This window comes from Billgrantia ethanolica (assembly GCF_021404305.1).
Classification (GTDB): domain Bacteria; phylum Pseudomonadota; class Gammaproteobacteria; order Pseudomonadales; family Halomonadaceae; genus Halomonas; species Halomonas ethanolica.
In genome coordinates, this window is sequence record NZ_JABFTX010000004.1 from 423,848 (window position 1) to 438,237 (window position 14,390).

11 protein-coding genes are annotated in these 14,390 nt (G+C 63.8%); 9 read left to right on the top strand and 2 right to left on the bottom strand.

Going from position 1 to position 14,390, the window contains the following annotated elements; all coding sequences use genetic code 11:
• The first annotated feature begins 59 nt into the window (after positions 1-59).
• From atpG to HOP53_RS18575, 5 genes are all read left to right on the top strand, one after another.
• Positions 60-944, top strand: coding sequence for a F0F1 ATP synthase subunit gamma (atpG, locus tag HOP53_RS18555; protein WP_010625954.1), 885 nt, complete (start codon positions 60-62; stop codon positions 942-944).
• Between the two features lie 67 nt (positions 945-1,011).
• The gene (gene atpD, locus HOP53_RS18560; RefSeq protein WP_010625953.1) at positions 1,012-2,388 is read left to right on the top strand and encodes a F0F1 ATP synthase subunit beta; all 1,377 of its coding nucleotides are present in this window, start codon (positions 1,012-1,014) and stop codon (positions 2,386-2,388) included.
• 25 nt (positions 2,389-2,413) lie between these two features.
• On the top strand, positions 2,414-2,842 hold the full coding sequence (locus HOP53_RS18565; protein ID WP_234271379.1) for a F0F1 ATP synthase subunit epsilon: 429 nt from the start codon (positions 2,414-2,416) through the stop codon (positions 2,840-2,842).
• Between the two features lie 156 nt (positions 2,843-2,998).
• Positions 2,999-4,372, top strand: a complete 1,374-nt coding sequence (gene mgtE, locus HOP53_RS18570; protein WP_086509020.1) for a magnesium transporter — start codon at positions 2,999-3,001, stop codon at positions 4,370-4,372.
• 90 nt (positions 4,373-4,462) lie between these two features.
• Positions 4,463-5,521: an SLC13 family permease gene (locus tag HOP53_RS18575; protein WP_267955410.1), complete on the top strand. Its 1,059-nt coding sequence runs from the start codon at positions 4,463-4,465 to the stop codon at positions 5,519-5,521.
• A gap of 494 nt (positions 5,522-6,015) precedes the next feature.
• On the opposite strand, the gene HOP53_RS18580 is transcribed toward HOP53_RS18575, so the two are convergent.
• Both HOP53_RS18580 and mgtE (HOP53_RS18585) read right to left on the bottom strand, forming a co-directional pair.
• Positions 6,016-7,173 carry a cation diffusion facilitator family transporter gene (locus tag HOP53_RS18580; RefSeq protein WP_234271380.1) on the bottom strand — a complete coding sequence of 386 codons (1,158 nt, stop codon included), beginning with the start codon at positions 7,171-7,173 and terminating at the stop codon, positions 6,016-6,018.
• Positions 7,174-7,243: 70 nt separating this feature from the next.
• Positions 7,244-8,593, bottom strand: coding sequence for a magnesium transporter (gene mgtE / locus HOP53_RS18585; RefSeq protein ID WP_234271381.1), 1,350 nt, complete (start codon positions 8,591-8,593; stop codon positions 7,244-7,246).
• 499 nt (positions 8,594-9,092) lie between these two features.
• Here mgtE (HOP53_RS18585) and HOP53_RS18590 point away from each other — a divergent pair, with 499 nt between their 5' ends.
• From HOP53_RS18590 to glmS, 4 genes are all read left to right on the top strand, one after another.
• Positions 9,093-9,905 carry an undecaprenyl-diphosphate phosphatase gene (locus tag HOP53_RS18590; protein ID WP_234271382.1) on the top strand — a complete coding sequence of 271 codons (813 nt, stop codon included), beginning with the start codon at positions 9,093-9,095 and terminating at the stop codon, positions 9,903-9,905.
• A gap of 28 nt (positions 9,906-9,933) precedes the next feature.
• Complete coding sequence (locus HOP53_RS18595) at positions 9,934-11,004, top strand: FAD:protein FMN transferase (RefSeq protein WP_234271383.1); 1,071 nt, start codon at positions 9,934-9,936, stop codon at positions 11,002-11,004.
• Positions 11,005-11,100: 96 nt separating this feature from the next.
• Complete coding sequence (gene glmU / locus HOP53_RS18600; RefSeq protein WP_234271384.1) at positions 11,101-12,468, top strand: bifunctional UDP-N-acetylglucosamine diphosphorylase/glucosamine-1-phosphate N-acetyltransferase GlmU; 1,368 nt, start codon at positions 11,101-11,103, stop codon at positions 12,466-12,468.
• A gap of 21 nt (positions 12,469-12,489) precedes the next feature.
• Positions 12,490-14,325 carry a glutamine--fructose-6-phosphate transaminase (isomerizing) gene (glmS, locus tag HOP53_RS18605; RefSeq protein WP_234271385.1) on the top strand — a complete coding sequence of 612 codons (1,836 nt, stop codon included), beginning with the start codon at positions 12,490-12,492 and terminating at the stop codon, positions 14,323-14,325.
• Positions 14,326-14,390: the final 65 nt, after the last annotated feature.

Here is a 14,390-nt window from a genome sequence, read left to right on the forward strand (position 1 = left end):
CCCGCCCGGCACGGGCGGGCCCTGGAGCTTTCTGAGGGCCACGAACGGAGTAGATCGCTATGGCAGCTGCAAAAGAGATACGCACCCAGATCGGGAGCATCAAGAATACGCAGAAGATCACCAGCGCCATGGAAATGGTCGCTGCGTCGAAGATGCGTAAAGCGCAAGATCTGATGAAGGCCAGCCAGCCTTATGCCCGGCAGATCCGCAACGTGGTGGGCCATATCGCCGACGCCAACCCCGAGTATCGCCACGATTACATGATCGAGCGCGACGAGGTGAAGCGGGTCGGCTACATCGTGGTCTCCACCGACCGCGGCCTATGTGGCGGCTTGAACGTCAACTTGTTCAAGGCCGTCATCAAGGACGCCATGGCGTGGCGCAACGAGGGCGCGGAGCTCGACTTCTGCGCTCTGGGCAGCAAGGCCGGCGGCTTCTTCCGCAACTACGGCGGCAACCTGGTGGCAGCCAAGAGCGGCCTGGGCGAAGCGCCCGAGGTCGAGGCTCTGATCGGCAGCGTCAAGGTGATGTTGGACGCCTACGACGAGGGGCGGGTCGACCGTCTGTTCGTGGTGTACAACGAGTTCGTCAACACCATGACGCAGAAGCCGGTGGTTCGTCAGCTGTTGCCGCTCTCCCCCGACATGGGGGCCGATGCGGATGACGAGGACAACAAGCGTCCCGGTAGCTGGGACTACCTGTATGAGCCGGATGCCAAGGCGCTGTTGGATAGCCTGCTGGTTCGCTTCATCGAATCGCAGGTCTATCAGGCGGTGGTCGAGAACGGGGCCTGCGAACAGGCGGCCCGGATGATCGCCATGAAGAACGCCACCGACAACGCCGGCGGACTGATCGACGATCTGGAGATGGTGTACAACAAGGCCCGCCAGGCCGCCATCACCCAGGAAATTTCCGAGATCGTCGGCGGTGCCGCCGCCGTATAGCGCCCGGGGAGAGCCCACGGCTCTCCCGCTACAGGTTTCATTTGCAGGTATTTGAGAGGATCGCAAGATGAGCGGACGTATCGTACAAATCATCGGCGCGGTGATCGACGTCGAGTTCCCGCGGGACTCGGTTCCCAAGGTCTACGACGCGCTCAACGTCGCCAACTCCGAGACCGTGCTCGAAGTCCAGCAGCAGCTGGGCGACGGCGTGGTGCGTACCATCGCCATGGGCTCCACCGAGGGCCTGAAGCGCGGCATGGAGACCACCAACACCGGAGCACCGATCTCCGTGCCGGTCGGCAAGGAGACCCTGGGTCGCATCATGGACGTGCTGGGTCGGCCGATCGACGAGGCCGGCGACATCGGTGAGCAGGAGCGCATGCCCATTCACCGTCCGGCACCCACCTATGCCGAGCAGGCGGCTTCCAACGAGCTGCTCGAGACCGGCATCAAGGTCATCGACCTGGTCTGCCCGTTCGCCAAGGGCGGCAAGGTCGGCCTGTTCGGCGGCGCCGGCGTGGGCAAGACCGTCAACATGATGGAGCTGATCCGCAACATCGCCATCGAGCACAGCGGTTACTCCGTGTTCGCCGGCGTGGGTGAGCGGACCCGTGAAGGTAACGACTTCTACCACGAGATGACCGAGTCGAACGTTATCGACAAGGTATCGCTGGTATACGGTCAGATGAACGAGCCGCCGGGCAACCGTCTGCGCGTGGCCCTGACCGGCCTGACCATCGCCGAGAAGTTCCGCGATGAAGGCCGCGACGTGCTGCTGTTCGTCGACAACATCTATCGCTACACCCTGGCCGGTACCGAGGTATCCGCACTGCTGGGCCGTATGCCCTCGGCGGTAGGCTACCAGCCGACCCTGGCCGAGGAGATGGGCGTTCTGCAGGAGCGCATCACCTCCACCAAGGTGGGCTCGATCACTTCCGTGCAGGCCGTCTACGTGCCCGCGGACGACCTGACCGACCCGTCGCCGGCCACCACCTTCGCCCACCTGGACGCCACCGTGGTACTGGCGCGTTCGATCGCCGAACTGGGTATCTACCCGGCCATCGATCCGCTGGACTCCACGTCGCGCCAGCTCGACCCGCTGGTCGTCGGCGAGGAGCACTACAACACCGCCCGCGGCGTGCAGAACGTGCTGCAGCGCTACAAGGAGCTCAAGGACATCATCGCGATCCTGGGCATGGACGAACTGTCCGACGAGGACAAGCAGACCGTGGCCCGTGCGCGTAAGATCCAGCGCTTCCTGTCGCAGCCGTTCTTCGTGGCCGAGGTATTCACCGGTGCACCCGGCAAGTACGTATCGCTGAAGGATACCATTCGCGGTTTCCAGGGCATCCTCGAGGGCGAATACGACAACCTGCCGGAGCAGGCCTTCTACATGGTGGGCAGCATCGACGAGGCCGTCGAGAAAGCCAACCAGATGAAGTAAGGCCGTCCACCAGGGGGACTTCGCTATGGCGAATAGCTTCAAGTGCAACATCGTCAGCGCCGAAGAGGCGATCTTCTCGGGTGAGATCGAGCAGCTCGTCGCTTCCGGCATCATGGGCGACCTGGGCATCCTGCCCGGGCACGCCCCGCTGCTGACCGAGCTTCAGCCTGGTCCGGTCCGCGTCATCCGGGAAGGCGGTGCGGAAGAGAACTTCTACGTCTCCGGCGGCTTCCTCGAAGTGCAGCCCGACGTGGTGACCGTACTGGCCGACGCAGCCTCCCGTGCCGGCGACCTCGACGAGGCCGCTGCCGAGGAAGCCCGTCAGCATGCGCTCAAGGCATTCAACGACAAGTCGTCGGAGCTGGATTACACCCGCGCCGCCGCCGAACTCGCGGAAGCCGTGGCCCAGCTGCGTACCATTCAGCAGCTGCGCAAGAAGGCCGGCAAGGGCTGATTCCAGGCCTGTCTGTCACGAAACGCCCCTCGAACAGTGTTCGAGGGGCGTTTTCGTCTCTGTTATGATGAAGCTCTGGTACCGGAGGCCCGGTCCACACTCATGCCATCACGCAACGACTGCCTGGCAGCTGCGTGAAGGACTCAGGAGAATGCCATGGAGTTGAGCGAACAGCTGCAGGAACACAAGCAAACCCTCGTTGCCGCCATCGAGCAGGAGGATCGCGAGCTGCTCGACCAGTGGCTACCGGAGCTGCGGGCGGCAGATCTTTCCGAAATACTCGAAGAGATGGCCGAGGACGATGGCGACCTGCCGACGGTATTGAAGGTGCTCGATTGCCTGCCGCTGGAACGTCGCGCCAACGTCCTGGGCTATCTCACTGGCGAGGTCCAGGTCGAGGTTGCCGAAGCCATGTCCGATGAAGTCCTCCTTTCGGTGCTGGAGGAGATGGGCTCGGACGAGCGTGCCGACCTGTTCAACCTGCTCGGCGAGGATCGCCAGGAAGTGCTGCTGCGGCGCATGGCCCGCCAGGAGCGCGAGGATCTCAAGCGGCTGGCGAGCTATGAAGAGGGCACCGCGGGTTCGATCATGACCTCGGACTACGTGGCGATTCCCAGCGGCATGACCGTATCCAAAGCAATGATGCGGGTGCGCCAGACCGCACCGGATGCCGAAACCGTCTATCAGCTCTATATCATCGACCAGGATGGCAAGCTGGCGGGCACGCTGTCGCTGCGCCAGCTGATGGTGGCGCGCCCAGGCGCCCAGGTCGACGACCTGATGATCAAGGACGTGATCAGTGTGTCGGTGGACGAGGCGCAGGAGGAGGTCGCCCGCCTGGTCGCCCGCTACGACATGCTGGCGGTGCCGGTGATCGACCACGATGAGCGCCTGGTGGGCATCGTCACCCACGATGACGCCATGGACGTGGCCGAAGAGGAGGCCACCGAAGACTTCCACAAGGGGATGTCCATCGGCCAATTGGAAGACGGCGTCAGCCGCGTGCCGATCTGGAGTCTCTATCGCAAGCGCGTAACCTGGCTGGTACTGCTGGTATTCGCCAATCTCTTCTCCGGTGCCGGTATCGCCTACTTCGAGGACACCATTGCTGCCCAGGTGGCGCTGGTGTTCTTCCTGCCGCTGCTTATCGGTAGCGGCGGTAACGCCGGCGCCCAGGCCGCCACGCTGATGGTGCGCGGCATGGCGACGGGGGACGTCGGGGTCAAGGATTGGAGCAAGCTGTTGGGGCGAGAGCTGCTGGTGGCGGGCTCGCTGGGTCTAACCATGGCACTGGCAGTGGCCCCCATCGGCGTGCTGCGCGGTGGCGAGGCGGTAGCCATCGTGGTGGCCATGAGCATGGTCACCATCGTGCTGTTCGGCAGCCTGCTGGGCATGTGCCTGCCTTTTGTGCTCAATCGCGTGGGCTGGGACCCGGCTACCGCCTCGGCGCCTCTGGTGACGACCTTGATCGATGCCTGCGGTGTAGTGATCTATTTCACCATCGCCACGGCGATTTTGACGGGGCTGTAGAAAGCGGTACCGAACTCTATCCTGGCCCGACAAGGGGAGACGACCGAGCTGCGCCTACTGTTATCGAGGCTGCGCCAGGAGCTGCTGCTCTTGGTGCTGCTGGCCGCCTTGCCGCTGCTGTTGCTGGCATTGCCCGAGCAAGCGGGTGATCTGCACCATCTGGTGCACTGGGACACGCTGGCTGCCCTGGCGGGGCTGATGGTGCTCTCCCGGGGGCTCGAGGAGAGTGGAGCGCTGACGCGAGTCGGTCGCCGTCTGCTGGCACGGGTCGACACTGAGCGCTATCTGGCGCTGGTTCTGACACTGCTTTCAGCGGCGCTCGCTGCCGTGGTGACCAATGACGTGGCACTGTTCATCGTGGTGCCGTTGACCCTGGGCCTGCGGTTGGTGGCGACGTTGCCGATAGGCCGGCTGATCGTCTTCGAAGCCTTGGCGGTCAATGCCGGCTCGACGATCAGCCCCATCGGCAACCCGCAGAACCTGTTCATCTGGCAGCAGGCAGGTGTCGATTTCACGACGTTTTTCCTTGCCATGACGCCCTTGGCCTTGGCCATGATGGCGCTGTTGATCGCTGCGATTCCGCTGGCCTTCCCCGCCAAGGCCATCCATATCGAGCCGGGGGGATCCCCACCGGCGCTCAAACCCAGGCTGGCCGGAGTGTCGCTGGCGTTGTACCTGCCGCTGCTGCTGGCGATAGATGCCGGACTGGCGCTACCCGCTGCCGTGGCGATCATCACGCTCTACCTGCTGTTTCAGACCCGTGTGGTGCGCTACGTCGACTGGCTGTTGCTGCTGGTGTTCGTGCTGATGTTCATGGTGCTCGGCCTTGCCGCCATGCTCGACCCGGTGGTGAGTCTGGTCGGGCATCTGGCCGGATGGCCCGGTGGCATGATGACCACGGGGGCGTTGTTGTCTCAGGGCATCTCCAACGTGCCGGCTGCCATTCTGCTGGAGGGTTTCACCGATGACTGGCGGACCCTGGCATGGGGCGTCAGCGTGGGCGGTTTCGGCCTCGCCATCGGTTCCATGGCCAATATCATTGCCTTGCGTCTGGCACGGGAGAAGGGACTGTGGCGGGACTTCCATCGCTGGTCGCTACCGATGCTATTGGCGAGCTGGCTGCTGGCGCTGTTATTGCCCTCCATATGATAGCCGTACCCTGGGGCACCGTTTCATCACTTCCTCCAGGACGATCAAGCGCCTACCGTGTAGATTCTGAATCGAGGTGGGCCCACGGCTGTCGCTGCTGGACGAAAAAGTGCTGATCGATGCTCTTTTCGAAGGGGAGTTGGGCGGGGAGAACACTCGTGCCTAGCCCTAGCCCTAGCCCCTAGCCCCTTACGCCTTCTGATGTCGTCAGGCCGGTAATACGCAAAGAAGAAGACGGCTCACGCAGCCGTCTTCTTCATTTGTCTGCAAATAGCTGCCGCGCCAGTAGACGTATTATTTTCGACTCTGAAAGAACGAGCGAATGGCGACGAACAGAATGACCGTCAGCAGCAGCGAGAAGGGAATGAGGATGAGCGAAACGGCAGGCACGATCATGTCGGCGGCCATGGCGAACTCCTTGAGAACGGCGGGTGGGGAGCGCCGGCGCTAGGCGTCGACTGGACAGGTGATGATAGCACGGCGGACGCCGGGTTTCAGCGCACGTTCTGCTTGATCTCGACCTCTGCCAGCCACGGTACGTCGTGAATGAGCTCGCTCAGCTGACGGGGCAGCGCCGCGAGTTCCGAGTAAGACAGCTGGCCATCCATGAACACGTCGACGCTGATTCGTCCTTCGAGATAGTGCAGCCGATAATGTTCGATAAGGGGCCAGCAGGGGTGAGACGACCAACGCTGCTGCAGCACCCGGTCCACCTCGGGTCGCAGCGGCAGGCCGGGGAAGCGGCTGGGATCGCCCTCGCCAGCGTCGTCCTCGGGGTCGATGTGAAAGGTCACGTCGCTGAGGGCGGGATAGGCGAGGCGCAGCCGGCGGCTGACCTCGTTGCCGATCTCGTGAGCCTCCGAGACGCTGATGCGAGGGCCCACTACCACGTGCAAGTCGACGATGGCGTGCCCCGCCGACTGGCGGGTGCGCAGGTCGTGCACGCCTTCCACACCGGGCACCTCGAGAGCCACCTGATGCATCTGCTGTTGTGCATCGGCCGGCAGGGCGGTATCGACCAGCTCGCGGGCCGACTCCCACAGTAGATCCCAGCCTACCTTGCCCACCAGCAGGCCGACGATCACCGCTGCCACGGCGTCGAGCCAGCCGAAGCCGAACTGGGCGCCGATGAGTGCTAACAGCACCACCGCAGTGGAGAGCACGTCGGAACGCGAGTGCCAGGCGTTGGCCTCTAGCAGCTTCGACTTCACCCGCTTGGCAACGCGCATGGTGTAGTGAAACAGCCACTCCTTGGCGAGCAGGGCCGCGAGCGCCAGCAGCATGGCCCAGATCCCCGGAGCGGCGATCTCGGTGCCGGCGAGCAGCCGCTGCAGGCTCGACCAGGCGATGGCACCGGCGACGAAGATCAGCACGCTGCCCAGCAGCAGGGTGGCGAGGGTCTCGATACGGCCGTGACCGTAGTGGTGGTCATGATCGGGGCCCTGGCGGCCATAGTGAGTGGCTGCCAGCACGAAGCCGTCGGTGACCAGATCGGAGAACGAGTGGATGCCGTCGGCCACCAGGGCCGCCGAACCGACCAGGGCACCGACTACCACTTTGGCACAGCCCAGCAGGCCGTCGAGCCAGACGGCGATATAGGTGGCGCGCTTGGCATCGCGGCTATGTAATGCCTGATCGTCAGTCGAGATCATGGTCGTTCGAGCTCCCTGCTTCCAACTGCTATATGTTCTCATTTACATCGAGACAGTTGAAGCGTCAGGCCTAAACCGGTAGGCCCAGCACGGCGGTGGCAATGGCAAAATAGATCAGCACCCCCGAGGCGTCGGCGATGGAGGTCACCAGCGGCGCCGAGGCGGTGGCCGGATCGACGCCGAAGCGTTGCAGCAGGAACGGCAGGATCATGCCGATCAGGCTGCCGATGATCACGATCGCCACCATGCTCATGGCCACCACCATGGCAATCTCGGTGCCGGCACGGAAGATGCCCACTACCGACACCGCCAGCGCCATGGTCAGGCCCAGGCCGATGGCCACGGTGACCTCTCGGCCCAGCAGCTTGGCCCAGTCGCGACTGCGTACGTCGCCGGTGGCCATGCCCCGTACCATCAGGGTAGCGGCCTGGGAGCCGGCGTTGCCTCCGCTGTCCACCAGCAGCGGCAGGAAAAACACCAGCGCAATGTAGGCCTCGATGGTCTCCTCGAAATAGGCGATACCGGCACCGGAGAAGATGTTGGCGAACACCAGCAGCACCAGCCATACCACCCGCTTGCGGTAGAGCTCGTAGAGGCTGGCGCTGCGCAGCCCACCCTCGATCTTGCCGATGGACATGCCCTTGTGCATGTCCTCGGTGGCCTCTTCCTCGGCCACGTCCATGGCGTCGTCGTAGGTAACGATACCCACCAGGCGCTCCCCGCCGTTGATTACCGGCAGCGCCAGAAGATCATAGCGAGCCACCAGTCGGGCCACCTCTTCTTGAGCGGTATCGGCAGTGACGAAGACTACCTCCTCGGTCATCAGCTCGGCGACCTGGCTGTCGGGGTCGGCCAGGATAAGCTCGCGCAGGGACACAGTGCCGAGCAGGCGTCCGTCGGTATCGATGCAGTAGAGCTGATAGACGGTTTCGGCATGCGTGCCGGTGTCGCGCACCGTGGCCAGAGCGCGGGTAACGTCGTAGTAGGCCGGAATCGCCACGTAGTCCGAGGTCATGATCGCCCCGGCGGTGCCTTCCTCGTAGCTGGAAAGCTTGCGCAGGTTTTCTTGTTCGGCACGTGGCATGGTGTGAAGCAGCGCCTGCTGACGATCCTCGTCGAGCAGCTTGAACAGGTCGGCACGCTCGTCGGCGTTCATGTGCTGCAGCAGCTCGCCCAGCTTTCTGTCGGTCAGCGTGGCGGCGAGCTCCTCCTGCAGCGCCACGCTCAAATAGCCGAACGCCACCGCACGCTGGTCGAGCGGCAAGTGCTGCAAGAGCGAGAGCACGGTATCGGTGTGCTCATGCTGGACGAATTCGGCCAGGTCGGCCGGCTGCATTTCGGCGATCAGGCGCTCGATGGCTTCCTGGTCGCGACGCTGCATGGCGCTGCGCAGAGAGGCAGCGAGAATGGCATAGCTCATGGTTGGGCTCCTGGCGCGCATCGGCACGTGCGCGCAGAAGCCGTGGCGGGACCTTAGAGAGGCAGGTCCGGCAAGGGCCAGGGCGCGCGCGGCGGTGCAGCGCTGCTAGCTGGAATGTCCGTCGTTGTCTGTCGACTCGGAGGTTCCATAACGTCCTCGGGAAAATGGGGTGTCGCCGCCATTAGGGAAGTACTGAACAAATCGGCGAGCGAGATGAAGCACAAGGCGCACGGCGCACAAGAACCGGAGCATATTGGGGTATATGTGAGGATTCTGAGCACCGCGCAACGCAGTGATTCGCTCGCGCAGGCATTTGTGCAGCGCTTCCTTAGGTGGCGCGGGCATTCTAGGCCGGTCATTGCCGGTCCGCAATATCGGCACGAGCCGCGGAATTGTAACGAGCGACGGCGGACAATCGGCAAGGGGGCGTGTATCCTCTTCGCGTCCGGTCGTGCGTTTGCTGCACTGCATATGCTTTGTCATCGGGAGAGTGCCAGGAATGGATTGGCTCCAGGTCGTTGTATTGTCAGTGGTTCAGGGATTGACCGAGTTCCTGCCGATTTCGAGTTCCGCCCATCTGATCCTGGTGCCGGTGCTCACCGACTGGGATGACCAGGGCTTGACCTTCGATGTGGCGGTGCACCTGGGCAGCCTGCTGGCGGTGGTGCTTTACTTCCGTCACGATCTGCGACGCATGGGGGCGAGCTGGGCCATGTCGCTACGCCAGCGCAGCCTGCGTGAGGGCGTCGAAGATCCGGATGCCCGGCTGGCGTGGTGGGTGCTGCTGGCTACTGTTCCGGTCTGCGTGATCGGCTTCCTCTTGCATGACATCATCAGCGTCAGCATGCGTTCGCCGATACTGATCGGCGCTACTCTGATCGGCTTCGGCCTGCTGCTGGGCTATGCCGACTGGAACAAGCGCGCCGGAAAAAGTGAGTACCAGCTAACTCTGCGTGACGCGATGGTGATCGGTGCCGCTCAGGCGCTGGCACTGATCCCAGGCACGTCGCGCTCCGGCATCACCATGACCGCGGCGCTGCTGCTGGGCATGAGCCGCGAAGGAGCGGCACGCTTCTCCTTCCTGCTGTCGATCCCGGTTACCGCTCTGGCCTCGGCACTGGAAATTCACGGGGTGCTGCAGGCCCCGCGTGAGATCGACTGGCAGGCGATGGCGGTGGGTGTGGTGCTGTCGGGGGTGAGTGCCTATCTCTGTATTCACTACTTCATCGCCTTCATCAAGCGGATCGGAATGCAGCCTTTCGTTGTCTACCGCATCGTGCTTGGGCTATGGCTGCTGTGGATCTTCTGGTAGACCGTTCTAATCGAGGAGTCCTGTTATCATGACCTCTGTCCTGCGACCCGTGGTGGCTGTGGCTCTAAGCCTGGCGCTTCTGCTCAGCGGATGTTCGGAAAACGACCGCCCGCTGGATTCGCCAGTACGCCTCGAAGGCGCCATCTTTGGCTCCTTCTACCAGGTGACCATCGCCGACAGTCTGACCCAAGGGCAGGCGCGCGAACTGGAAGAGGGGCTACTCGAAGTACTCGAGCAGGTGGATGCGTCCATGTCGATCTATCGTGAAGACGCGGAGCTGATAGCCTTCAATCAGTCGCCGGTGAGTGAATGGCAGCCGCTCTCCAACGAGCTGATCGAGGTGCTGGCGATCAGCCAGTCGGTGGCCGAGAGCAGCAATGGTGCCTTCGACGTGACCATCGGCGGGCTGGTCAACCTGTGGAGTTTCGGCTCCGAGGCGCGTCCGCGGGAAGTGCCGGACGACGAGACCTTGCAGGCGCGCCTTGCTGAGGTGGGGCCCGACAGTATCGAGCTCGACGAGAACGCCATGCAGGCACGTCGGTTGCGCGACGTGTTCGTCGATCTCGGCGGTGTAGCCAAGGGTCATGCGACCGACCGGGTTGCCGCCTACCTCGATGGCGAAGGCATCGAACACTATCTGGTCAACCTGGGTGGCGATCTGATTGCACGCGGCTTTCGTGATGCCGACGGCGAGGCTTGGCGTATCGGCATCGAGGCACCGCTGGACGACCGTCAGGAAGCGACACAGATCGTGCCTGTGCACGATATCTCGATTGCCACGTCCGGCGATTACCGCAACTATTTCGAAGAGGAGGGGCGGCGCTTCTCGCACACCATCGACCCTCGAAACGGTCGGCCCATCGAGCATCGGGTGGCCTCGGTGACGGTGGCGCATCCCTCGAATGCTTGGGCCGACGCCTGGGCCACGGCGATGCTGGTGCTGGGTGAAGAGGAGAGTCTGGCCCTGGCGCGTGAGCAGGACCTCAAGGTACTGCTGTTGGTACGTGAGGACGAAGGCTGGCGAAGCGTGGCGAGCCCGGCCTTCGCGGAACGCTTCGGTGGGGAACTGAGCGAAGAGATGGGCCTAGAGGTGCGCTGAACCGCCGGAAAAGAGCGGTGCACGGCCCATATTGAGCGATGGGTGCCGTTTGGTCCCTGATGAACTGAAGCCAATCGAATGGACAAGGAGTCTTCGATGACCCTGGATGTGGTGATCCTTGCCGCCGGGCAGGGTACGCGGATGCGTTCGACCCTGCCAAAGGTGCTGCATCGCCTGGCCGGCAAGCCGATGGTGCGTCACGTACTCGATACCGCCCTCGAACTCGAGACGGAGCGCCTGCACGTCGTGGTCGGCCATGGTGCCGAGCGGGTGCGCGAGGCACTCGGTGAATACCCGGTACGCTTTGCCCTGCAGGCCGAGCAGAAGGGCACTGGCCATGCCGTGGCCCAGGCGCTGGATGGCCTGGGCGAAGGCAAGGTGCTGGTGCTGTACGGCGATGTGCCGCTGATTCGTCGCGAGACGTTGGCGGCACTGCTGGCCGAAGTGAGCGAGTCGCGCATGGCACTGCTCACCGTGACCCTGGACGACCCCACCGGCTACGGCCGTATACTGCGCAACGCCGACGGCGAGGCGGTGGCCATCGTCGAGCAGAAGGATGCCAGTGAGCGTGAGCTGGCGATCCGCGAATGCAATACCGGCATCATGGCCATGACCGCGGCCCAGCTGAAGCGCTGGCTGCCGCGGCTCTCGGCCGACAACGCCCAGGGCGAGTACTACCTCACCGACGTCATTGCCATGGCGGCCGCCGAAGGGGTAGCCATTGCCACGGCCCAGCCGGCCGATGCCATGGAGGTGGAAGGGGTCAACAATCGCCAGCAGATGGCACGCCTGGAGCGCTCCCATCAGATGCGAATCGCCGACGAGCTCATGGCCAAGGGAGTGGCGTTGATCGATCCGGCACGCATCGATGTGCGCGGTCGCCTCAGTTGCGGTCATGACGTGGAGATCGATGTCGGCTGCGTGTTCGAGGGCGATGTGGAGCTGGGCGAAGGGGCACGTATCGGGCCTCACTGTGTGATTCGCGACAGCCACATCGGTGCCGAAACCGTCGTCGAGCCACACAGCGTGATCGAAGGGGCCGTGGCGGCCGGCCACAACCGCATCGGGCCCTTTGCCCGGCTGCGTCCGGGAACCCGTCTGGCAGTGGGCGCCAAGGTGGGCAATTTCGTCGAGACGAAAAATGCCGAAGTGGGCGAGGGCAGCAAGATCAATCACCTGAGCTATGTGGGCGATGCGCGACTGGGGCGCGGCGTCAACGTCGGCGCCGGTACCATCACCTGCAACTACGATGGTGCCAACAAGCACCATACCGACATTGGCGATGACGCCTTCATTGGCTCCAACACCGCCTTGGTGGCACCGGTCAGCGTCGGGCGTGGTGCCACGGTGGGGGCTGGTTCTACCATCAGCAAGGACGTGCCCGACAACGCCCTGGCCGTTTCCCGTGGGCGCCAGATCGGCAAGACCGACTGGGTGCGACCGGCCAAGAAGACCCGAGACTGACAACCAGCGCGAGGAATCGTCATGTGTGGAATCGTCGGTGCCGTTGCCGAGCGCAACGTGGAAGGCATCCTGCTCGAAGGCTTGCGGCGCCTGGAGTATCGCGGCTACGACTCGGCAGGGATGGCGGTGATCTCTGCCGATGGCGAGCTGCAGCGCCGCCGCGCGCTGGGCAAGGTCGCCGCTCTCGAGACCATGCTCGATGAGGCAGCCCTGCCGGGGCGTTGCGGTATCGCCCACACCCGCTGGGCCACCCACGGCAAGCCCAGTGAGGACAACGCCCATCCGCACCAGTCGGGAAGCCGGCTGGCGCTGGTGCACAACGGCATCATCGAGAACCACGAGCCGCTGCGCCGCGAGCTGGAAGCCGACGGCTATGTCTTCTCCTCGCAGACCGATACCGAGGTGGTGGCGCACCTGCTGGAGCGCGAATACCGCCATGGCGGTGGCCTGCTGGCCGCCGTGCAGCGAGTGCTCGCTCGCCTGGAAGGTGCCTATGCCCTGGCCGTGGTGCATGCCGATGAGCCCGATGTCGTTGTAGGTGCGCGCAAGGGCAGTCCGCTGGTGGTAGGGGTGGGTATCGATGAAGCTTTTCTGGGCTCCGACCCGCTGGCACTGCTGCAGGTTACAGACCGTTTCATCTACCTGCAGGAGGGTGACGTGGTGCGGCTCTCCGATGGTGGTCGGATCGAGATCCACGATGCGCAGGGACAAGCCGCCAAGCGCGAGACCCATACCTTCGAGCACGGCGATGGCGCCGCCAGCAAGGGCGAATACCGTCACTACATGCTGAAGGAGATCTTCGAGCAGCCAGCGGTGATCGCTGCGGCACTGGAAGGCCGGCTGGGCGAGCGCTCGGTGCCGGTCGGGTGCTTCGGCCCCGATGCCGAGGTGCTGTTCGAGCGGGTCAGGCAGGTGCATATCATCGCCTGCGGCACCAGCTATCACGCCGGCCTGGTGGCGCGCTACTGGCTGGAACGCTATGCCGGCATCCCCGTGCAGGTGGAAGTCGCTTCTGAATACCGCTACCGCACGGTGGTGGTGCCGGACGACACCCTGTTCGTCACGCTGTCGCAGTCCGGCGAGACGGCCGATACCCTGGCGGCGCTGCGTTTCGCCCGCGAGCGGGGCTACCTCGGCAGTCTGGCCATCTGTAACGTGCCGGGAAGTTCCCTGGTAAGGGAGTCCGACCTCACCCTGATGACCCAGGCCGGTCCCGAGATCGGCGTGGCCTCGACCAAGGCCTTCACCACCCAGCTCACCGCCCTGATGCTGCTGACGCTGGCCCTGGGGCGGGTCAAGGGGCTGGCGGCCGAGACCCAGGCCGAGCTGGTGGCCGGGCTGCGCTCTCTGCCGCAGCTGGTGGGCCAGGTGTTGAAACTGGATGACGCCATCGAGCGGCTGTCGACCGCCTTTGCCGAGAAGCATCACGCCCTCTTCCTCGGGCGCGGCGCGCATTTCCCCATCGCCCTGGAGGGTGCGCTGAAGCTCAAGGAGATCTCCTACATTCACGCCGAGGCTTATCCCGCCGGCGAACTCAAGCACGGTCCGCTGGCGCTGGTGGACAGCGAGATGCCGGTCATTTCCGTCGCCCCCAACGACGAGCTGCTCGACAAGCTCAAGTCCAACCTGCAAGAAGTACGCGCCCGCGGCGGTGAACTCTTCGTCTTCGCCGACGAGCAGGTCGGCCTCGAGGAGGAAGACGGCGTCAGGGTGCTGCGGTTACCCCACGTGCATGACGCTTTGGCGCCGATTCTCTATACCGTGCCACTGCAGCTGTTGAGTTATCACGTTGCGGTGCTCAAGGGCACCGACGTCGATCAGCCGCGTAATCTGGCTAAGTCTGTAACGGTGGAGTGAACTCAGGATACTTCAGCTTACTTTTCTCGTTACCTGTCGTTAAACTTCGCCCTTGAACTGGGCAG